The sequence below is a fragment of the Saccharibacillus sp. O23 genome (assembly GCF_002205895.1).
Lineage (GTDB): Bacteria > Bacillota > Bacilli > Paenibacillales > Paenibacillaceae > Saccharibacillus.
This window is the reverse complement of sequence record NZ_NJDE01000001.1, coordinates 196,549-218,344: the sequence shown is the minus strand read 5'-3', so window position 1 is coordinate 218,344 and position 21,796 is coordinate 196,549. Positions and strand designations below refer to the sequence as shown.

The 21,796-nt window shown below is 56.9% G+C and carries 13 protein-coding genes; 8 read left to right on the top strand and 5 right to left on the bottom strand.

Annotated features, from left to right (window positions below; all coding sequences use genetic code 11):
* Positions 1–25: 25 nt before the first annotated feature.
* Together CDO73_RS00945 and CDO73_RS00940 are read right to left on the bottom strand one after the other, a co-directional pair.
* Positions 26–1,675, bottom strand: coding sequence for a hypothetical protein (locus CDO73_RS00945; protein WP_088486606.1), 1,650 nt, complete (start codon positions 1,673–1,675; stop codon positions 26–28).
* A complete protein-coding gene (locus CDO73_RS00940) occupies positions 1,632–2,222 on the bottom strand; it encodes an RNA polymerase sigma factor (protein WP_256972501.1) in 591 nt (196 codons plus the stop codon). The genes CDO73_RS00945 and CDO73_RS00940 overlap by 44 nt, the downstream gene beginning before the upstream one ends.
* Before the next feature lie 170 nt (positions 2,223–2,392).
* Between CDO73_RS00940 and CDO73_RS00935 the strand changes: the two genes are divergently transcribed.
* The 4 genes from CDO73_RS00935 (at position 2,393) to CDO73_RS00920 (ending at position 7,259) form a co-directional block, all read left to right on the top strand.
* Positions 2,393–4,504, top strand: coding sequence for a class I SAM-dependent methyltransferase (locus CDO73_RS00935; RefSeq protein ID WP_088486604.1), 2,112 nt, complete (start codon positions 2,393–2,395; stop codon positions 4,502–4,504).
* A gap of 172 nt (positions 4,505–4,676) precedes the next feature.
* Positions 4,677–5,399, top strand: a complete 723-nt coding sequence (locus tag CDO73_RS00930) for a M50 family metallopeptidase (protein WP_088486603.1) — start codon at positions 4,677–4,679, stop codon at positions 5,397–5,399.
* 52 nt (positions 5,400–5,451) lie between these two features.
* On the top strand, positions 5,452–6,003 hold the full coding sequence (locus CDO73_RS00925) for a YkvA family protein (protein ID WP_088486602.1): 552 nt from the start codon (positions 5,452–5,454) through the stop codon (positions 6,001–6,003).
* 653 nt (positions 6,004–6,656) lie between these two features.
* A complete protein-coding gene (locus tag CDO73_RS00920) occupies positions 6,657–7,259 on the top strand; it encodes a hypothetical protein (RefSeq protein WP_088486601.1) in 603 nt (200 codons plus the stop codon).
* Positions 7,260–7,379: 120 nt separating this feature from the next.
* On the opposite strand, the gene CDO73_RS00915 is transcribed toward CDO73_RS00920, so the two are convergent.
* Positions 7,380–8,255, bottom strand: coding sequence for an ROK family protein (locus CDO73_RS00915; RefSeq protein WP_088486600.1), 876 nt, complete (start codon positions 8,253–8,255; stop codon positions 7,380–7,382).
* 175 nt (positions 8,256–8,430) lie between these two features.
* On the opposite strand from CDO73_RS00915, the gene CDO73_RS00910 reads away from it, so the two are divergent.
* The 3 genes from CDO73_RS00910 to CDO73_RS00900 all read left to right on the top strand — a co-directional run bounded on the left by CDO73_RS00910 (position 8,431) and on the right by CDO73_RS00900 (position 16,363).
* On the top strand, positions 8,431–11,445 hold the full coding sequence (locus tag CDO73_RS00910; RefSeq protein WP_088486599.1) for a glycosyl hydrolase 2 galactose-binding domain-containing protein: 3,015 nt from the start codon (positions 8,431–8,433) through the stop codon (positions 11,443–11,445).
* A 242-nt stretch (positions 11,446–11,687) separates the two neighbouring features.
* Positions 11,688–12,932 carry an S-layer homology domain-containing protein gene (locus CDO73_RS00905; RefSeq protein ID WP_256972500.1) on the top strand — a complete coding sequence of 415 codons (1,245 nt, stop codon included), beginning with the start codon at positions 11,688–11,690 and terminating at the stop codon, positions 12,930–12,932.
* Entirely contained in the window at positions 12,929–16,363 is a 3,435-nt protein-coding gene (locus CDO73_RS00900; RefSeq protein ID WP_088486597.1) for a DUF5704 domain-containing protein, read from the top strand. Before CDO73_RS00905 ends, CDO73_RS00900 begins: the two co-directional genes overlap by 4 nt.
* A 177-nt stretch (positions 16,364–16,540) precedes the next feature.
* Here CDO73_RS00900 and CDO73_RS00895 read toward each other — a convergent pair whose 3' ends face one another.
* On the bottom strand, positions 16,541–18,712 hold the full coding sequence (locus tag CDO73_RS00895) for an endonuclease MutS2 (RefSeq protein WP_483880245.1): 2,172 nt from the start codon (positions 18,710–18,712) through the stop codon (positions 16,541–16,543).
* A gap of 631 nt (positions 18,713–19,343) precedes the next feature.
* Positions 19,344–19,919 (bottom strand): hypothetical protein, encoded by a 576-nt coding sequence (locus tag CDO73_RS00890; protein WP_088486595.1) that lies wholly within the window; start codon positions 19,917–19,919, stop codon positions 19,344–19,346.
* 540 nt (positions 19,920–20,459) lie between these two features.
* Between CDO73_RS00890 and CDO73_RS00885 the strand changes: the two genes are divergently transcribed.
* Positions 20,460–21,686, top strand: a complete 1,227-nt coding sequence (locus CDO73_RS00885; RefSeq protein ID WP_179218428.1) for an MFS transporter — start codon at positions 20,460–20,462, stop codon at positions 21,684–21,686.
* Positions 21,687–21,796: the final 110 nt, after the last annotated feature.

Below are 21,796 nucleotides of genomic sequence, written 5' to 3'. Positions count from 1 at the left end.
GCATGCGTCTTTCGTTTTGCGGAAATTATTCGGTCACGAGTCCCGGCGTTCCGGTCTGCGGAATCTCGAACGACCAATTCCCGTCGCGGTACGTATGGTCGACGATGATTCGTTTGAGCGTTAATTTCGCGGGAGTTTCGCTTAGTCCTTTCACTACGAATTCGCCGTCGATCTGCGCGTCCGGGTAGGTCCCTAAACCGCCGTTGAAGTAAACTTCGTAGCTTTTTCCTTTGTCGTCGAGTGCGATCCATTTGTCGAAAAGGTAAATGCCGTTGTTTACTCCGCTCACTTTAATGACGCCTTCTTTGGGATAAGGAGCTTTTTCCGCCTCCGCTTTCGGTACGCTGCGGTCTTTATCGATCCGGAACTGCGTAAATTTCAGATCGTCGCCCGAATCTTTAAAAGTCGCCGGCCGCTCGTCCGACAGGCTCGACGGATCGAAGGAAACGGAAGCGTCGCTCTTCTCCCGGATCGTATAGCTGTCCAATACGAAACGGAGCGGCTGTTTATTATAAGGGAAGACTTCCAGTACGTCGTACCAGTGCGCGCGTCGGGACCAACGGTCCAGATCGAAAACGAGGTTCCCCTTGTCTGTAGTCGAACTGTTCGCAATCATGTTGCCTTTCGCGTCTTCCAAGTGATAATCGATCCTATGATAGGCACCTGCTCCGCCGGCGGTCGTAGCGACTTTTTCCGGAGTCAACGAAGTTTCGTATTCCAAGGAACCCCCGCTAGGCGTACGCGTAGCTCCGAGCATATCGATGGTTAAGCCTTGAGGCGTCGTATAGGTTTCCTTGATCGGTGTCTGGATGGTCAAGGTCGCAGCCTTGCTCAGATCTGCGTTTAAGGAGAAGCCCCAGCTTCCATATATAGTACCTGTAGTTTTTCCGGAGGCGTCAGTCGTCTCCAAGCGATCGATCTTCACTTCAATAATCAAAGTGTCGGTCAGCACGGGGCGAGCGAAGTATATATTGTATTTGCCCATGCTGCCGGGAATATACTCGCCTCCCGAAGTCGGGACTAAGTTATAGTTGCCGTCGGAGATCCGGAATTCGGGATGAAGTTCGCCTAGGTAAGGACTGCCGTCTGGATTAATCGCGGAAATTCCGATGACGATCCGGTTGGAATCCGCGATTACTTCTTCCGCCGAAACTTTGTACCCTTGCATTTCGGCGCCGACTTCAGGATGTTCAAGCAGGCCTGCGTCTCTGGCGTCCTTCATGCCTTTGTCGGGATATAGCATAAGTTCCGGCGCGAACAGCGACATCACTCGTTCCGCGATCGAAGGCTGCGTATAGAGAAGCGCTCCGCCGGCCAGCAGAAGTGCCAGAGCGGTTGCGGTCCAGATTTTCGCGCGTTTGCGGCGAAGATGTTTTCGTCGGGCTCGCCGACGATGGCTCTGCGCTCCCCTTTGAGTCTCTGCCGTTTCCGGCTTGTTTGATTTTGCTTCGGATTCTGTCGCTTCCGCCGCTTCGATCTCCACGCCTTCCAATTCCGCCATCAGCCGAGCCGTAAAATCGTCCGGCAGCGTCTCGCCCGACATCAACTCCGTCCAACGGGCTTCTTCGGCGGCGTTCCGAGATCCGTTACGTTCCGGTTTTCTGCCGTCTCCGCCGCCCGCATCCCGCGGGCTATACGCGGTTCTTCCCGCTCCGATAGCCGAGTATCCATTCATGAGACGTTTCCCCCTTTGCTTCGATCTTTTTGCGCAGGCTTTGTTTGGCCCGGTGCAGGATATTGCTCACCTGCTGCGGCGTCGTTTCGGTCATCTCCGCGATCTCTTCGTAGCTGAGCTGACCGACGTAGCGCAGCGCCATCGTCAGCCGGTAATGTTCCGGCAGCGTGTCCAGCAGACGGTCCAGCTCGCCGCGCAGCTCGCGCCGCAGCAGGCTGTTTTCCGGCGTCTCGGCGTCGGGCGCGGGCCTGTCCGGCGCGTCTTCCTGCGGAATCGGGATTTTCTTCCGTCCGCGATCCCGATACAGATTGACCGCGATCGTATGCAGCCAGCCGGAGAAGCTTTGCCGAGGATTCTGCGAAGCCAGTTTGCGGTAAGCGCGGATCAGCGTTTCCTGCGTCAGATCCTGCGCGTCCGCTTCCGGCAGCCCCATTTTGCGGAACAAGCCGTACAGTTTGTTTTTGTAACGATCGACGATGCCGGCATAGGCTTGTTTGTCGCCGCCCAGTACCGCTTCGATCAAGATCCGGTCTTCCGGTATTTCCACCGACGGTTCACCTCTTTTCTTTTTCGCTTCCAAGACGCATACGCGGACGAAAACTTCTCGCTTTGCGCACGAATTTTTTTGCGGACGAATTTGGGTTATCATATAGAGGACAATTTACCGGCTGCATCGAACCCGAGTCAAAGAAGCGAGAGCCGGAGAGGAGCAAACGTATGGGAAGCGCCTTGGAAGAAATCCGCGCCTACATGGCGGGGGAGAACGAAGAGATCGGCAGCGCCGGGCTTCCGGCTTGGCTGCATATTCTCGCGTCGGCGGAAGAATATATCGTCAACTACGAGCGGATCGGTTCGATCGGCGAATTGGAACGTCTGAATCCGGTTCTGGCTTACGTCGAGCGCAGCTTGGACATTCTGAGTACGCTGCCGCTGTCGTTCTGGATGCGCGAGCTGCTCGAAGACGTGCTGGCTTGGAGCGAAACGGCCAAAGGCGGCACGCGGCTCGACCGGATCGGCTGGCAGCGGCAGGGCATCAACGTATTCGTACATAACGAAGGTTCGGCGGATCTGTATCTGGCCCGCGCGCAGGTTGCCATCGGCGATCGCGAACGTCTGACCGCGCTGCTGATCCGCACGCACGGGCTGCTCGGCCAATATCTGCGCGGCGAGGTGCCGTTCGCGGCGAATCTGCCGCTGCACGGCCCGGTCGAACAAGGCCTGCTGACCGAGACGGAGTTGGCGCGGCTGCTGATGGCATTGAACCGATGCGTGATCGGAGCGGTGTCGGAAGAGTTGTGGCAGTCGGTCGAAGCCGAACTGGAGACATGCGTGCTGCACGTCTCGCTCGGCACGACGCCGGAAGACGACGGGCTGGAGCGGCGGCTGAGACGGCTGCGGACAGGCGCAAGGACTCGCGGCGAAGATTTCGAAGGCGAGCTCGCGCGGATCGACGGCGAACTTCGAGCAGCGGGCGTCGAAGGCGGCCTGCAAGAAGCGTTCGCTAGGTTGGACGACAAGACGCTGTGGTACGTGGAAGCGGCGCTCGGCGATTTTTCGCTGGAAGAGTTCGTCAAGATGATGATGCTGGCGCTGCTCGGAGCGGAAGAAGCGCCGAGAGCGCGGCATATCAGCTTCGAACGTCTGATGCACGGCCTGTATTACGATTACAAAGGCGTCAAGAAAATCAATCTGTACAAAAAGCGCATCGTCGAAAAATATTTGCGCGAGCTGGACTGGGCGGCGATCCTCGGCGGAGGACAGCACGCGGACAGCCCGCATCTGCATCATCGCATCGCGCGGGAGAAAAGCGGCGGCGATACGTGTTTCTTCGGCTTCGCTTTTTCCCCGGCGGCGGAGAAGCTGATCGAGTTCTGCGTGGAAGCCGAAAAGTCGCCGCTCTACGAACGGGCCGTGCTCATGCTGATGGACCTGTTCGGACTGCGGCGCGACGCTTACGACCGTTTCCATAACGAAGACGAATATCTGGAGACGATGAACAGTTCCGCCGACGACAAAAAGATTCTGCTGGACTACATCGCCGGTTCGCGCGTGCTGGATATCGGGCCGGGCGGAGGCGTGCTGCTGGATCTGATCGAGCAGGAGCTGCCGGACAAACAGGCGATCGGCGTGGACATCAGCGAGAACGTCGTCGAAGCGCTGGAACGCCGCAGACGGCTGGAAGGCCGGAGCTGGCAGGTTCGCAAAGGCGACGCGTTGAATTTGACCGAAACGATCGCGCCGGGCAGCATCGATACGGTCGTCTTTTCTTCTATTTTACACGAGCTGTATTCGTATATTCCGTTCGACGGCCGCAAATTCAATCTCGATACGGTGCGGGCGGCGCTGCGAAGCGCGTTCGAACTGATCCCCGTCGGCGGCCGCATCCTGATCCGGGACGGCATCATGACGGAGCCGAAAGAGCAGCTGCGCCGTCTGACGTTCGCGGACCCGGATGCGCTTCGGCGGTTGGAGCAGTACGCGGCAGACTTCGAAGGACGGCAGATCGCTTACGCGCAGACCGGGCCGAGCGAAGTCGAGATGCCGGTCAACGACGCGATGGAGTTCCTCTATACCTATACATGGGGCGAGGAAGCGTACGTGCACGAGGTGCAGGAGCAGTTCGGATACATGACGCCTTCGGAATACGAAGCGTGCATCGGCGAGCTGTTCGGCGACCGGGCGACGATTCTGCTGCGCCGATCCTTTTTGCAGGAAGGGTATACGCTGGCGCTGCGGGACAAGGTGCGGGTCGGCGATCAGGCCGGGAACGAAGTGCCGCTTCCGGACAGCACCTGCGTGATCGTCATCGAGAAAACGCGCGAGTCGTGATCGGAGTTGGAGTGTTCCGCCGCCGCGTTTTTTCGGAGCGCAAAAGCTTGCCGGCGGAACCTTATCGCTCCCGCGGCGTACGTAACGCATGAAGCAGACCGAAAGTGTTAGTGTTAGCGTCGGCTCCGGTTAAGCAAAGCAGGGCCGACGATTCGTTCAAGGAGGTTCTTCGATGCCAAAATGGGCAAAAACGGTGCTGTACCTGCTGGTGGCGGCGGTACTGACCCGACTGATTCCTTTTTCCTCGCTGTTCCGCAATCTCGACACGATGATCCACGAGTTCGGCCATGCCGTCGTGGCGCTCGCGACGTCGGGCCGGGTCCTGCAGATCGATCTGAACGCGGACCACAGCGGCGTCACCTACACGATGACCAACTCGACGTGGAGCGCCGTTCTCGTCTCGCTGGCCGGCTATCTGTCCGCTTCGCTGTTCGCGGTATTGATGTTCTACGGCTATTACAAAAAGCAGCAGAAGCAGGGCTTGATCCTGATGACGGCCGTGGCGCTGATCATGCTGATCCTGTACGTGCATCAAGGGTACGGCGTCGTCTGGCTGATCGGATTTATCGCGGTGAACGCGCTGATGTATTTCGTCTGGGAGCCGGCGCGCAATTTCTATTATCTGCTGCTCTGCTTCCTGACGCTCGAAGAATCGGTGATCAGCCCGCTGTATCTGGCTTGGGCGTCGATCACGTCTCCGAGATTCGCGGGAGACGCGACGAATCTCGCGCGCGAGACGTACGTTCCGGCGATCGGCTGGTCCATTCTGTTCGTTGCTTTTGCTCTGTTGTGCGCGAACTGGTCGATCCGGCTGTTCGTCAAAGCCAACGAAAACCGTTCGGCGGGCCGCAGCAATTCGGGCAGCGGATCGCGGCGGTCCAAGATGCGCGCTTGACGCAGCCGAAATATCACAGCATGATGCATTCAATTAAGGGAGGTCGGAAAAAATGACGAATTCGAAAAATTGGCGGGACCGCGTAGCGGATTACGGACGCAGCAAACTCGGAATCGGCGTGAACAACAAAACGCCCGAGGAGACGTTCGACGCATCCGCCGCAGGCGAACCGTTAGACGAGAAAGAGCTGAACGCCCGCATCAAAGGCTACGGCAAAGAATATTCGGAAGAATCGTTCTGGGCGAAGATCAAGAAGTTCGGCAAAAATGCCGGGGTCAAAGTGGTCTATGCGGCGTTGCTGCTGTTCTACACGCTCAAAGACGCGGACGTGCCGCCTTGGGCGAAATCGGTCATCATCGGCGCGCTGGCGTACTTTATCGCGCCGATCGACTTGATCCCGGATTTCATTCCGGTCGCCGGATATACCGACGATTTCGGCACGTTGATCGCGGCGGTCGCCGTGGTCGCCAAGCATATCGACGACGCGTCGCGCGGCAAAGCGCGCGCGAAACTGGTCGCTTGGTTCGGCGAGAGCGCGACGCTCGATCTGGGCGAAGTGGAAGCGAAATTGGTCGAAGAAGATCCGAAGAAGAAAATCGATTAAGGCATGCCGGGGAGTCAACGCAGCCGGAGGAAGCAAGCCGACTTCGAGAAGAACTCGTTCGCGTGGGCTTATGAAAATGAAGCTGCCGCGCTAACGGATCGTAGATTCCTTAGACGCGTAAAATAACCCGTTTCGAGATTCTAACGGATCGTAGATTCCTTAGCGGCGCTGTGGGCCTCTTTTTAAGCGGAAAACGGGCGTTTTTTCACTCTAAGCGTCACCTGGTTCCGTTAGAATTTTAAAACCGTTCGAAATGCCCGCTAAGCGTCGCCTCGATCCGTTAGAAATCAAATGCTAAAGCCTTTCGGAGAAAGGCACTTCGGAAGCCTAAGCTAAAGCCTTTCGGAGAAAGGCACTTCGGAAGCCTAATACCTTGTCAACACTAAAGGTAGGAATACGCTCTCCTGAATCGCACCAGAAGCGCGTGCGTTTCAGGAAATCGTAAACCTGTGATTAAGAGTTGAAAGGGTACTAAACTAAAGCCTTTCGGAGAAAGGCACAGATTGTCGAGAACGGACTTTTTGTCCGTTCTTTTTTATTGGTTTGAATAGATGACTTTTCTTGGGAAAAGCACGTTTAATGGATAACGAAACGAACCGTCGAATCATTCGGATCGTGATTTTTCATTAAAGAGCAAGAAAGGGAGATTTGATATGAACAAGCTCTTATTCGCTTTCGCCATCGGCGCTTTGGCGTTCGCGCCGTCGTATTCGCTGGTCGCCGCGCCGACTCCGGACGCTTCTTCGGTTTCTTCGCAGCCCAAGCTACCGCCGGATGTTCGAAACAAAACGGATCTGTTGAGCGATGCGGAAGCCGATCAAATCGCGGCCGACTTGAAGAACCGTATCGTAGAAGAGTACGGCCCGAAATATAATTTTGAAAACTTTACCGTCGAATTCAACAATGAACAAGACAAAGGCGAGGTCGTCGGAATCGACGTAGACGTCAATACGGATATGATCCTGACGCAGGATCCCGCGCACAGCGCTTACGGAACGGGTATACGGCAGGACTTGGCCGAACTGACCGACCCGGCAGAGAAAGCGGAGCTGCAAAAAGAGATCGACCGGTTCTTGAACGAAGCCGGCGAGCATTATAACGCGCCTTCGAACTCTTGGTTCCTCTACCATATCGAAGTTCCCGAACAAGGATCTGTCGATGGCGCCGCCTCGTCTTCTCGGCAGCCGGAGTATACATTATTCGGAAGAGAAGATATTACAGCGGACGAAACGATCTTGACGCCTTTGAAACGGTAAGGGTTGAGCGACGCAACGAACGCGAACGGCAACTCCAGCGTTCGCTAACGGCGGCAAAGAAGCCCGATTCTCCCAAACGGAGAATCGGGCTTCTTTTTAACGATAACCGGCCGGGACGACTTATCCCTGCTTCAACGCTTCGATTCCCAGCGCCAGCGATCCGGCCAGACCGGCATTGTCGCCGAGACCCGGCGGCACGATATACGTGTCCAGATCGTCCAGTACGGACGAAGCGACATACCCGTTCAGGTTCCGCGATACTTTCTCGCGGATCAGCGGGAACAACTGCCGCTGGTGCATGACGCCGCCGCCGAGAATGACTTTCTTGGGCGACAGCAGCAGGATCGCGCCGGTCACGGCTTCGGCCAAGTAATGCGCTTCGATCTCCCACGCCGGATGATCTTCCGGCAGCGTGTCGCCGCCTTGTCCCCAGCGTTTGCCGAGCGCGGGACCCGCGGCCATGCCTTCCAAGCAGTCTCCGTGATACGGACAAGTCCCCGCGAAGTCGTCGTCCGGATGACGCCGAACCGGCACATGGCCGCCTTCGGGATGCACCAGTCCGTGCACGCGCTGTCCGCCGGCATAGACGCCGACGCCGATTCCGGTCCCGACGGTATAATACACGCAGCTGTCCAGCCCCTGCGCCGCGCCCCATCTGGATTCGCCGAAAGCGGCCGCATTGACGTCCGTATCGAAGCCGGCCGGCACGTTCAGTTCTCTGCGCAGATGACCGAGCAGATCGTAATTCGCCCAGCCCGGTTTGGGCGTCGTGGTCACATGGCCGTACGTCGGGCTGTTCGTGTCCAGATCCAGCGGGCCGAACGAACCGACGCCGAGCGCTTCGATGCCTTTGTCTTTGAAATAATCGGCGGCCCGCTGCGTGGTCCGCTGCGGTTCTTCGGTCGGAAAACTGATCCGGTCCAGAATCTCCCCGCGTTCGTTGCCGATCCCGCAGACGAATTTGGTGCCGCCCGCTTCGATTGCTCCGATGATCATAGTCTTGCTCCTCTCCGTGTCGAGTTGTTTCGATTGCAGCTTGCCATGACTCTGATTATAGCATGGATACCCGGCCGATACCGATGAAGGCGCGATTACGAATTGTATCGCCTCGCCGATTTGTGCTATTTTTATCTAAATGGCTGGAAGCGTTATCTTGAAGGGGGCAACGGAAATGGGCAGAGAAATCGTCGAACTGAACGGGAACTGGAGAATCAAAGATTTCGCGCCGGGCGCGGTCGCATCGCAGGAGAACGCGGCGCCGGGCTTGGACGATCGGTATTGGATGACGGGCCGCGTGCCCGGGGACGTACATAGCGCGCTGACGGAACGGCGGATCGTCGACTCCCCGTATTACGGACACAACGATCTGAAAAGCCGCTGGATCGAAGAACGGGAATGGTGGTACCGCCGAGGATTCGAATACGACGGAGAACGGACCGGCGAGAAAGCCGAGCGGTTCGAGCTGACGTTCGAAGGACTGGACACGTTCGCTACGGTATTCGTCAACGGGCACGAGGTCGGCACGGCGAGCAATATGCTGATGCCGCATACGTTCGACGTGACGAGAGTGATCCGCCGAGGCTGGAATATGGTCGCCGTCCGTTTCGATCCGCTGCTTCCGCATCAGCGAGACAAAGAGCGTTTCGATTGGTCTTCGTATACCAAAGAACGCCCGTGGCTGCGCAAAGCGGCGATGAATTTCGGTTGGGACTGGGGGCCTCGGCTGGTGACGGTCGGCATCTGGGGCGGCGTGCAGCTTAAGCGGCATCGGCTGGCCAAGATCGAAAGCGTATTCGTTGAGACCGTATCGATCGACGACGGGGAAGCGATGTTGGAACTGTCGGCTTCCGTTCTGAGCTACCGGGGCATGCCGGATCTGCCTTTGCTCCTGCGCGTGAAGCTGGAAGACGCCGACGGAAACACGGCTTACGATGCGCTGTTGGTGGACGAAGAGGTCAAGCGTTCGGAGAACGGCAAACGGACGGTCGGCGAATCGCCGCATAAACCAAACGAACCGCAGCGGCCGGAAGCCGGTTCGATGGACATGCAGCCCGCTCCGGGACTGGGCGATTCGCCGAGCGCGCGCAGCGCGATGCCGGAGAGCTATCGTTCGGCCCGGCGTCGTCAGGCGGCTTTCCGCGCGCCGGCGGCGATCCGTCAGCCCAAGCTCTGGTGGACGCACGATCTGGGCGAGCCGCATCTATATAGGCTGACGGCCGAACTGTATGCGGGAGACGAGCGAATCGATACGGTGACACAGGCAGTCGGCGTGCGCACGCTCGAACTGCGGACCGAAGACGAAGAGGGCCGCGCGGCGTTCCGCTTTTTCCTGAACGGTCAGCCGGTCTACGCTCGGGGCGCCAACTGGATTCCCGCGGACAACATGATCGGCGCGATCCCGGATTCCCGCTACGGCGAACTGATCGAACTCTCGACGGAAGCCGGCATGAACATGCTGCGCGTCTGGGCGGGCGGGATCTACGAGAAAGACGTGTTCTACGACGAGTGCGATCGGCGCGGCGTGCTGGTCTGGCAGGATTTCGCTTTTGCCAACGCGCTGTTCCCGGACTTCAATCAGGACTTTATGGACAATGTGCGCGCCGAGGTCGAAGCCAATGTGCGGAGACTGCGCGGACGAGCTTCGCTGGCGCTCTGGTGCGGCAACAACGAGATCGACTGGCTGTACGACATGAAAACGGCGAGCGGCGATATCCGAAGCGATTTCTACGGCGAGCTGATCTATCACGATCTGATTCCCGAAGTACTCGAACTGCTCGATCCGAATCGGCCGTACTGGCCTTCTTCGCCTTACGGCAGAGCCGGAGATCAAGACGACAACGATCCGGCGGTCGGCGACCGGCATAATTGGCAGGTCTGGCACGGGTCCGTCTATCCGCGAGCGTTCGGCGAAGCGCCGGTGCTGGATTACAGCATCGAAGGCGTGACTTTCAAAAAGTATAAGCAGGACATGGCGCTGTTCAGCAGCGAATTCGGCATGCACGCGTCCGCGAACCGGTACACGCTCGAGAAAAACATGCCGCAAGGCGAACTGGTGTGGGGCAGCGAAGAAATGGCATACCGCAACAAAGACACCAACCATCGCAAAGGCATTCTGCTGATGGAAGGATATACGGGCGTTCCGCGGGATATCGAGGAATACATGAATTTCTCGATGCTGACCCAAGCGGAAGGACTGCGTTACGGCGTCGAGCATTACCGGCGGAATCCGCGCAGCGGCGGCAGTCTGATCTGGCAGCTCAACGACAGTTGGCCGGGCACGAGCTGGTCGATGATCGACTACGAGCTGCTGCCGAAAGCCTCGTACTATTACGCGAAAAAGTTCTATGCGCCGCTGCTGCTCAGCCTCGAACACGAACCGGGCGAGCCGCTGCGGATCTGGGCGGTAAACGACGGAGCGGAAGCGGTCGAGGTCGAAGCGCTGCTGGAAGTCCGGCGGTTCGACGGCGGCAAAATCGGGGAGTACCGCTTCCACTCGGACGGCGGCGTGCTCGGTCCGGTGCTGCTCGGGGAGATCGGAGAAACGGAGGCGCTGGACGGCACGGATGCGGCAGAGGCGATAGTGAGGCTGCGGCAGATCGGCGGCGGGAGCGGCTTGGCCTCGTTCGAGCAGACGTATATGCTGCGGGATCATCGGGAGCTGAAGCTGGGGCGGTCGGAGCTGGTATGGAGCCTATGGCAAGAGGGAGTACAAGAAGCGGATGCAGCGGAACGCGAAGCCGAGTCTGTAAACTCGCGGGAGTCAAGATTGGGGCAGACCGATGCAGCGCAGGAAGCGCGCGATATTCGCGCCGCTTGGCTGATGGACGAAGCGCTTGCGGCATCGGTCGAAGCGGCGGATCGCCGGAACGCCCGGCATGGCGAAGCGCCTTCGGGCGCGGCGTCCGACCGAAACGAGGCAAAAGGCGGCGATATGCCGAACCGTTGTCTTGTAGAGATTCGCGCTTCCGTTTCGCTGGCACGGATGGTCAAGCTGGAACTGCCGCTGGGACGGGTACGGTTCAGCGATAACTATTTCGACCTGCTGCCGGGCGAGAGCCGAACGGTGGAAGTGTCGATGTTGGACGGTTCGGAATTGGCGACGGAGTTCGTGCGGGAGAATATGCAAGTGAGCGCGGTTAATGCGTCGAGTGGTCGCCGCGAAGATGCCGAGAGCGAAAATTCTTGATTTTTTCCGGAGCACGGTTTAGAGTAAGAAAGTAAGCATTATAGTCATAACGACGCGAAGCACGCGGACGTATTCCCTTTTCGAGAAGAAGGGAGACGTCCGCTTTTTTGCGTTCGGACGGAAGATTGGTAAATGTAACTAAAATATAAAAAATGGGTCTTTTCCAAATGCTGCAACCAAGCGACAATAGAGATTGGGGATATGCGTACATAAGCGTTTGATCTTAGAGGGGAGAGAGGAACTTGAAAAGAATCGGAAAGGAAAAGGCAAGTTGGGGGAAAAAGGCCGGATGGATGTTGGCGGCTGCCGTGCTGGCGACGGGAACCGTGTGGGGAGCCGCAGGCGGCGCGCCGCAGGTACACGCGGCCGCGGCCGCCGATTTCACGGACGTGAAGTCGACCCATTGGGCGAAAAGCAGCATCGAAGCCGGAGTAGCCAAAGGATACGTGGACGGGTATACCAACGGCACGTTCAAACCGGATGCCTCGGTGAGCCGCGCGGAATTCGTCAAGATGGTCGTAGCGGCGATGAAACTCGAGGTGAAAGAAACTTCGGGCAAATGGTATGTCCCGTACGTCGATGCGGCGTCCGCGAAAGGATGGTATGCCGCAGGCGACTTCGCGAATAACGAAGCCGCATGGAACAAGACGATGACCCGCGAAGAAATGGCCCGCGTCGCGGCCCGCGCGATCGGCGAAACATCGAAAGAAGACGACAAATGGATGTACCTCGCCACCAAAGCCGGCCTGATCCAAGGCGTCGGCAAAGGACAGCTCGCTCCGCAAGGACTGACCACGCGCGCGCAGTCCGTAGTCATCATCGAGCGCATTCTGACCGCCAACGCCGGCGGCAAGCTGGATTCCGATCGGTACGCGACGGGCGCGGCGGAGATTCTGTGGCACGGGACGAATATTTTTACGGTGATGCCGGAGAAGTTCGTTACGCCAGAATCGGATTGGAAAAGTAAAGGGAAGTCGTCGGTTGAGGAAATGTGGAACGAGAAAAATATGACGATCACCTCGAAAGATGGACTGTATCAAGGGAAGCTGGAAGCGCTCATTGCGATCGATCTGGATGACAAGAATGATCCGAATCGTTCGCTGCTGCCGCTCGATAAACTGAAATGGTTTAACGGCTACGAAAACATGAACAAAAACCTTCTGATCAGCAAGGAAAAAGGTAACTACCTACTGTATTTCAAAGGAAAACAAGTGTTCAACAAAGACACCAAGAAATACATCAACCGAGGCTATGTACCTTTCCGTGTGCGGGGCTTTGATAGTCCAAACGAAGACCTCATGTACAGCAAAAACAAATTGAACGGAATTGCGCCCGTCTATGTTAACGATGACATCGATACCCCGGCCGTTATCATTCCGAAAACCGGAACGGTTCAGCAAGACCGAATCGCGATTCAACTGGTCACTCCCGGCGGAGGCCAACTCAAAACTGACATCGATGTGCTGTCGCTTCGAGGTGTACAATGAAAAAAACCTACCGGCAACGCTTTACGATTGTCGGACTCACGATGCTGCTCTTAATAGGCAGTATCGTGGGTGTTTTTTTTCCAGCGCCGGGTCATATTGAAGCCGCACCTGCCAAAAAAGAAATTGAATACGAAAGTTTATCCGGAGCTAAAGCCCATCCCGATAAAGCTGCGTTAAAATTCGGACCAAAGCCCACGGCAAAAACAAAAACCATCAATGAAGATGCGGGCACAGGCAAGAAAATTCAAAAAATCGTATTCTACCGAGGAATCGAAGCTGTCAAAACCATTGAAGTAAATGCGCAAACATATACAGGCTCCGAAACATTTGGCGGTGAAGCATTCGAAGTGAAATCCGTTGAGAATGGTTCGGCCGGTTCTTGGTTTGCCTGGCAACGAGGCGAAACGACAAACCCTCAGTGGTTCGCTGGCAATGAAGGCTTGACATGGGAACGCCGAGGAAGCCCTCTTCCTGAAAGTCAAGTAGGTACCGAACCTATAAATGGGAAAAACTATCGAGAGTTTCCGGGTCAAGAAGTTCTTATGACCGTAAAGTACGGACGAACAAAACCCTTTATAAGCCGAGTCGATGGTATAGACCTTCAATTTCGTAATGACATGATCGACACTCGATCAGAAACAATTGATCGATTAAATCAGGAAATCCCAGATGGTGTAAACGTCAAAACCCTTCGGAATGAAGACGTCGAAATCGAATCGCTAGGTATTGTCGGAAAATCAGACCCAAACGCCGATGCCGAACGAATATGGGCCGGACGAGAACCCCGACAAACAAGTGGGACAACTCGAAGTTTAGATTTCGCATATATTACCTTTTCGCAAACACACAATAGTAACGGTAAAAAATACTATGTTCGAGAACATGATAATGATCCTATGGTGACCTACGGATCAAATGGACCGCGAGCCCAAGCTATGATGTTTTATTTTGCCGCTTACAACTACACATTCAAATCGCAAACCTTTCAATACCCCGACCATTATTGGGTCTACACCGAAGATAGCGGCGGGAGCGAAACGGAAGAACCGATTGAAGGCTGCACGATCCGGAACGGTCGCACTATGGAAGGTCAGAAAATGACCCCCGAATCTTCGGCTGTGATTAAAGCGGATCAACGAGGCAGCGAAATGTTCGATGTGCTGCTGGGTATTCCAACGTCAGAGAGCCTATACGGTAATGTGCTAGCTAACAGCTATCTGCACCAGTACAAATACCAAGAAAAGCTCACGACCTGTGTCTACGAGTTTACGGTGACCAAGACGTACAATCTGACTTGGTTCAAAGAAGTTCCTACAAAGCTGCCGGACGGTAAACCTGGACCGCCAGATCGAGTAGAGCAGCATGATACCAAAGTCGTGCCGTATCCTATTCATATCGAGCGCTACGGTTCGCACTGGGTCGTAGACAAACTAGGCGTGTACTCAGTTAATCAAGCCGTCTTGCAAAACTATGCGTTCAGCGGAGATCAGATCACAATCACCCCGAGCGGGTACACTCCGCCCAATGTAAGTTTAACGAGAAAAGGAAAATCAGTCGGTGCAAAAGGTCCCGGCAACTGGGAAGAGTCGGAAGACCTGACTGGGAATTTGTCTCCGCCCGCCATTCCTAACGAACTCGACCGATACGCGGCCGAAGGGGAAAGCAAAATCGGACAAGTCAAAGTCAATAACGACAAATTGACATTCAACGGCCAAGTTCTGATGGACGATGCTGTGATCGAAAAGAAAACCCAAGAACCGAAAGCCGTACCCGATCCGCAAAAAATCAGTCAAGACGTGTTGTATAGTCCAAACCATACGATTCCGATCATCAAAACGAATCGACAAAGCGCAGCAAGCATGGGTACGATCACGTATACGCCGCTCAGCGCCAATTATAATGCGGTTCCTGGCGACACCTATCCGATCGGCGGGATCAACTCCGTGACCGTACATACGCCAGTCGTCAATTATTCGTCGGCCACCGACGATCAAGCCCATAACCAGAAAACGACACCGAACGCAAGCCGAGCAGCCTTCATCTTGGATCGACCGTTTACGATTCGCATTCCGACAAGCGGCCAACATGCGAATTATCCGGGGTATGGAGATCGAGATTATCAGAAATATTTCCGCGCCAAGCAGGTTCGGTTCCCGTTCGATACGTATACAGCCGATCGTTCAACCTTCTATCCGTCACAGACGTGGATCGATATTCCAGTGAGCCGACTCGACACGACGTTCTTCCTGCCGGTGTGGGTGGACGAAGGCGACTATACCGTCGAGTTTCGCAACATCGCGGAAAATGCGCCCGACGTGCAGCCCGGTCAGCCGGATGCCAACTTGGATCTGACGTATCACGTCGCGTCGGATACCGTGGGCGTCGAAGTCATCGGAAGGCTGTACGACTTCCATCTGACGGATATCGTCGATTACAACTGGGAACTGGTTTTCCGCGAGCAGAAAGGCAGTCCGGTGCATACCGGAAATACCTACTGGACGGGACTGTCGGACTTGGACGGCGCGCCGCGCGGAAACGCCTCGCCGTTTACGCTTCCGATCCTGCCCGGCAGTAATCCGCTGCAAGGGATGAAGAACGTTTCGGTGAAGACGGGGTACCATGTGAAGTTCGATCTCAAGACCAAAGGCAACATGTTCGGTAAAACCGACGGAATACGTATCACGCCGAGTTTTACGTTCGTCAGCAAAGACGGCAAAACGAAAACCCCGGTCGATCTGTATTACCATGACGATCACCGGTCGTTTATCCAAGTCGGATCGGAAGAGGACACGGTCGAACGTTACGTGATCTTGAACGAGCGTCTGCGCAACGTACCGGAAGAAGAGCTGACCGATACGGCGCGGTACAAATACGATCACGACTACACCTTTGCCGAAGTCGGCGGCGTGAGCCGGGAGATGTTCGTGCAGGATTACATTCGACGCTTTACCAAGTTGAAAACGCCGGTCGGCGGGTATGATCTTCTTCTGCTGCCGGAGCAGGTGCGGACCTTGATCGGCCCGAAGACCGACCTGCCGGCTTCGGTCGATTACAGCCGGGCGAATGCGGCGGTGCAGAAATGGTACGGCGAATACAATCTTCCGGTCGATCCGTATGTCGTCGCGCAGGGCACGAATCTGGCGGAATACGGCCGTACGCACCGAGGCCTCACCAAACGCGATCCGATCTTCCTGCGGGACGGCTACATCATCTTGAACTTCAATATCGAGAGCATCCGAGGTGGGGATCTGAAACGTCCGCATTTGCAGTATATGAATGCGCCGCTCATGAACCAATGGACCCTGGAAGGGTACAAGCGCAGCGTGAAAGACTCGTGGGGGAATTCGTTTAACCTGCGGGACGGGGATATCGTGTTCTACAACGGCGATAAGTCGTACAAAGACGATTTTCAAGCGCAGGTTCCGCATTAAGAGAAGCAAGCGGCCGCGTTCGGAGGGAAGAGGAACAGAGTAGAAGAAAGAAGATACAGAGAAAAACAAGTCTAGGCCAACCGAAAAGGCGAGCAGCTCCGCGCGGAGCCGTTCGCCTTTTGCTCTATTTCTTTTCTTTATGGGACAATGCGAGATTCGACTTGCGCGAAGTTCGGCTTACCGCCGCCAATGATCTCCCCGTTCTTCCGGAGACTGTTCGATCGAAACGCCTTCCATATGTCGGCGCTCCATCTTGTGGCGCTTTTTGCGATTTTCTTTGGAATCGAACACGATGCTCAGATCGTAGTCTTCCGGGTACAGCGATTCGCGCGCAATATGCGGCTGCAAGCGCTTTTTGGCGATCCGGAATTTCTTGCCCTGAATCTGGATGCCGATCGTGCCCATTCCGTCTTCTTCGGCATAGACGATGCCGGTCTGGCCGAGATACGGAACCTTGACGCTGTCGCCTACGCGGAAGGCGGCAGACGTAGCTTGACCTTGATCGGCGGATTCGTCGCCGCTCAAGGTCGCCTCCGGAGCCGGCTGCGCAGGCTCCGGCTCCGCCCGGCGCAGCGCCGCGCCGGGCAGCAGCGCCGGATCGTCGGCCGGGTATTCCGGCCGACCGCTCAAGCCGGCGGCTTGCGAGGCGGCGCGTGCCTCGCCGCTCGGCGTCTGCTCCGCAGCGCCGCCCACGCCGACTTCGGTCGGCTCGGGCGGCAGCCCTCCCCCCGCGGCTGTATCCGCCGCCGGAGTCTGACCCGCGCGCGCCCCGCTCGCGCGGCTGAACGGGTTAGCTGCCGGCTCGCCCGGCTGCTCCGCAGCCCGACCCCGGCGCGTCAATTCTTCCGCTCGCCGCGTCACGGCGTCCGGAATGCCCAGCTTCTTGGCGATGGCGAACGCGTAGCTGCGACCGGCTTCGCCGATCGTCAGCCGGTAGAGCGGCTGAAGCGTCTCGGCGTCGAATTCCATTCGGGCGTTCTCGCAGCCCGGAGTCGCCGAAGCGAAATTCTTGATCTCGGTGAAATGCGTCGTGACGACGACGCAGGTCTCTCGGCGATGCAGTTCTTCCAGCACGGCGATCGACAAGCCGACGCCTTCGCCCGGATCGGTGCCGGAAGCCATCTCGTCGATCAGGACGAGCGTGCGGCGATCGGCCGTTTCCAGAATATCTTTGACCCGGCGAATATGGGCGGAGAAGGTACTGAGCGCCTGCTGGATGCTCTGCCCGTCGCCGATATCGGCTTCGATGCCGGTGAAGACCGCCAGTTCGCCGCCTTCTTCGGCCGGAACGAGCAGACCGGATTGGGCCATCAGGGTCAGCAGGCCGACGGTCTTGAGCGCCAGCGTCTTGCCGCCCGTATTCGGCCCGGTCACGATCAACATGCGGAAATCTCGGCCCAGCTCGAAGTTCAGCGGGACCATCTTGGCTCCCATCAACGGATGGCGCGCTCCCCGCAGGAAGATTCGGCCGTATTCGTTCAGTTTGACGTTGACGCCTTCGAGCGCCAGACCGTAACGCGCTTTGGCGAACAGGAAATCGTATTCGCCGACCAAGTCGGCGTTGGTCTTGAGTTCCTGTTCGAACTGTTCGGCGAGGCCGGTCAATTCGCTGAGGATTTTGTCTTCTTCGCGCGATTCTTCGGCGCGCAGCAGTTCCAATTCGTCATGGAACTGACGGATTTCGTCCGGCTCGACATAGACGGTCTGTCCGCTGGACGATTCGTCCAGTACGGTGCCTTTGACGAGCTTCCGGTATTCTTTGCGTACCGGGATCGCGGAGCGGCCGCCGCGCTGGACGGCGAGATTTTCTTGCAGGATCGAGCGATGTTTGGCCATCAGTTCGGCGAGTCGGCGGGAGCTGCGTTCTTCGACGGTCGCCATGCGGCGGCGGACTTTCGACAGCTCGCGGCTGGCCGAATCCAGTACTCGGCCGTTTCTTACGCAGCGTTCGATCTCTTCGCGCAGCCGGTCGAGCCGGTGCATGCCGGAAGCGTAAGCCGCCGCGTTGGGCGCCCAATCGGCTTTGGCGCGCATGTAATCGATCAGCTGCACGCAGCTGCGCAGAAACTGGTGCAGATGCATGAAGTCCTGCTCGCGGAATACGTAACCGGAGCCGAGCAGATCGAGAACGGATTCCATGCCGCTTAGCGAAGGAAGCGGGATGCTGGCTCCCCGGCGCAGGACGCCGGCGGCTTCGTCCGTTTCGTCGAGTTTGCGCCGCAGCGCGCGGGCGTCGATCTCCGGCGTCAAGCGGGCGATGCGCCGTTTGCCGAGATAAGAGACGGCGTAGACGGACAGTTCGGTTTTGACTCGTTCGTATTCCAGACGTTCGAGGGTTTGCGGATTGATCATTGAAGATTGAGTCACGGGAATCGCTCCTTATAGGTGAAATAGGTTGGATAGACGCTTCGCGTCCAAGATCATGAAAGACCGGAAAACGCAAAAAAGGCGGAATCGCGCTTGAGATCAGTTCGGCAGTCGGGAAAAGAGATTTCTTTTCCCGACTGCCTGAGATCAGCACAATTCCGCCTTTCGAGACTCGGTTCCGGCGCGCCCGCGCAGACGACATTACCTCGCCGTTCGCGCTTCCTTCGAATGTTTCGTTTTCGTTGCTGCGGCTTCCGGCGCGGCAGCACGCAAAAAGGGCCGCGCAGCAGGAAGCAGCGCGGCCCGAAAACTCGAAAGATAGAGGTTTAACCTAATACCTTGTCAACACTAACGGTAAAATTAAGAGTTGAAAGGTACCTGCTCCGAGTTTATGGAATATTGATTCGCTGTTCTTAACTGAAATTCCGGACAGGCTTAAACAGCGTCGACGAATAAACCGCCTGCGGCGATCTTTTCGAAAATCTGTTCATACCGTCCAATATGGAATTCGATTAGTTAAGAACATACCCCGTCATCAATATTTCCCCTTTCGACTCAAAGTTAACCTCATCATAGAACGATCTTCTTGTCCGGTCAAGCCTAATGTTACGGTCTACTCGTCTTCGTCCGTATAAACTTCGTCTTTGTACCCTTGGTCCGTTTCCGAATCGATCAGGTTTCGCTGTACCTCGTCGGGCATGGAAGCCGGGAAAGAACCTTCGCGGAACAAGCCGCCTTCCGGGTCGGTATCGCGTTCGGTGACCAGATCGCTCTGAGGTTCGGTCTCGCGATCGCCGTCGGTAATCAGCGGACGCGCCGGATCTTCCGATTCGGCGGCCAACTCCTCGCGGCCTTCTTCGCCGCCGGCTCCGTTCAGCAGATCGGTTCCGTGCGGTTCGTCCATCGCCGGCGCCGCCGGGTCGACCGGGCTGTCCGGGAACAGGTCGTCCGCGTCGGGCACGTCTTCGAGCATCGGCGAACCCAGATTGGGATCTTCTTCGGTACGGTTCGGATAGGCTTCCGGATCGGTAGGCACCTTATCGGCGTCCAAAGCGCTCTCCTGAACGGTGTCGACGTATTCCATCGTTTCCGCAGGAATGTCGCGTTCCTCGTAATCGCGGGCGTTGTCTTGAGAAAGTTCGTAGCGCTCGTAGGCGCGATCGGATTCGTTGCGCGGGTCGTATGCCATGATGTTCCTCTCCTTTTGTCGGGCTTGTTGTGAATGCGTCTTAACAAGCTTTTACCCGAAAGAGAGCAGTCGTAACCGCGTTCCGATCGCGGGACTTCTCCGCCCTTATTCGGAAGAAACGCCCCGCCTGTCGCTCGCTTTGCATCCGAAGATCGGATCTGCCGGTGCTTTTAAGGCCGACTTGGGCAGAGTGAGGCCGCGATTCGCCAGACTTCCGCGTGCGCCGGAGCCAGCCGAGCCCCACGCGTCCAGACTGCGCTTTACGTGGCCTTATCGCCCAGAGTCGAATTGGAAGTTTCGGTTCGTCGGGAGTAAAATTAATAGGTTAGAAATATTGTGGCGTTTGAAGCATGCGATTGGGCCGACGGAGGGTATCGCATGCAGGGACGCAAACGCCGAATTTAAGCAAAGCGGCGGACGGTTCGTCAAGAACCACCGCAGCGCGCGGAAGCCGGAAGCAGAACATTCGCGTTCGCGGCTCGCGCGCCGTTTCCGGCGGGAAGCCCGTCGTTTTGGCTGCGAAGGGACGTGCTGGTCAGGATGGAATTTTCATGGAAAAAGAATCTGGTTGTGCTGTGGGCCGGCGTATTCTTCTGTAGTATGGCCTACTCGATCTCGATCCCTTTTCTGCCGATCTTCATGCATAACGAACTCGGCGTAGGGGAAAGATATCTGTCGATCTGGGCGGGGGTCGCGTTCGGCATCACGTTTCTGTCGAGCGCGCTCATCTCGCCGTTCTGGGGCTCGCTGGCGGATAAATACGGACGCAAACCGATGTTGGTTCGTTCGGGTTTCAGTTTGGCGGCGCTCTACTTCATTAACTTCTTCGTGCAGAGCCCCGAACAGTTGATCGCGCTGCGGCTGTTTCAAGGCCTGCTTGCCGGTTTCATTCCGGCGGCGATCGCTCTCGTAGGCACCAATACGCCGGAAGACAAGACCGGCTACGCGTTGGGCGTGATGTCGACCGCCAGCGCATCGGGCAACATCATCGGTCCGTTGATCGGCGGTTTGGTCAGCTTTACCTTGGGCAACCGCAGCGCTTTCTTGTTCTCGAGCGCGATCGTGCTGATCTCGGCTCTCGTCGCGACCTTCCTCGTGCACGAGAAAGAGTTCGCTCGCCCCAAAGTACGTTCGCGGGTCAAAGACGATCTGAAGCAGGCGGCGAGTATTCCGATCTTCTTCGCTCTGCTGGGCTTGGTCGCGATGAGCAACTTCTCCGTCATGATTCTCGAGCCGCTCATTACGATCTATGTGCAGGGCATGGGCGTATCTTCGGATCGGACGTCGTTGGTATCGGGCATCATCTTCTCGGCCGTCGGCGTGGCGACCGTCATCATGGCGCCGCGTTGGGGACGGATCGGGGGCAAGATCGGCTACGGCAAAGTGCTGATCATCGGTCTGATCGGCGGCGCGGTCGGCAACCTGCTGCAATTTTTCGTGACGGGTTACGTCGGATTCGGGATTCTGCGTTTCGTGTACGGGCTGTTCTTCGCGGGCGTATTCCCGGCGGTCAACGCCATGATCGTGCAGGTGACCAAACCGGAATTCCGCGGCCGGGCATTCAGCCTCAATCAGTCCGCGACGCAGATCGGCACGATGGCCGGACCGCTGATCGGCGGCGTGCTGGGCGCGGTGATGCCGATCCATTGGATCTTCGTGGTCAACGGTATCGCGCTGCTGATCTGCGCGTTTATCGCCCATTATAAGAAGATCGATCAGACCGCGCCTTTCCGGCGTACCAAGGTCGCCGACGGAGAGTCCAGATAAGCGGAATTTTCGCGGGTGAGCGGACTGTTGACAAGACAGCCGCTTCGTCTTACCATTACCGAAGATTGCGGCGTTTCCCGTCGGCCGGATCAAGCATCGCGCGTGATGCA

Excerpts from the sequence above, each read along its gene's own strand:
- CDO73_RS00945 (WP_088486606.1), bottom strand. The coding sequence starts at position 1,675 with ATGAATGGATACTCGGCTATCGGAGCGGGAAGAACCGCGTATAGCCCG.
- CDO73_RS00935 (WP_088486604.1), top strand. The coding sequence starts at position 2,393 with ATGGGAAGCGCCTTGGAAGAAATCCGCGCCTACATGGCGGGGGAGAAC.
- CDO73_RS00930 (WP_088486603.1), top strand. The coding sequence starts at position 4,677 with ATGCCAAAATGGGCAAAAACGGTGCTGTACCTGCTGGTGGCGGCGGTA.
- CDO73_RS00925 (WP_088486602.1), top strand. The coding sequence starts at position 5,452 with ATGACGAATTCGAAAAATTGGCGGGACCGCGTAGCGGATTACGGACGC.
- CDO73_RS00920 (WP_088486601.1), top strand. The coding sequence starts at position 6,657 with ATGAACAAGCTCTTATTCGCTTTCGCCATCGGCGCTTTGGCGTTCGCG.
- CDO73_RS00915 (WP_088486600.1), bottom strand. The coding sequence starts at position 8,255 with ATGATCATCGGAGCAATCGAAGCGGGCGGCACCAAATTCGTCTGCGGG.
- CDO73_RS00910 (WP_088486599.1), top strand. The coding sequence starts at position 8,431 with ATGGGCAGAGAAATCGTCGAACTGAACGGGAACTGGAGAATCAAAGAT.
- CDO73_RS00900 (WP_088486597.1), top strand. The coding sequence starts at position 12,929 with ATGAAAAAAACCTACCGGCAACGCTTTACGATTGTCGGACTCACGATG.
- CDO73_RS00890 (WP_088486595.1), bottom strand. The coding sequence starts at position 19,919 with ATGGCATACGACCCGCGCAACGAATCCGATCGCGCCTACGAGCGCTAC.
- CDO73_RS00885 (WP_179218428.1), top strand. The coding sequence starts at position 20,460 with ATGGAATTTTCATGGAAAAAGAATCTGGTTGTGCTGTGGGCCGGCGTA.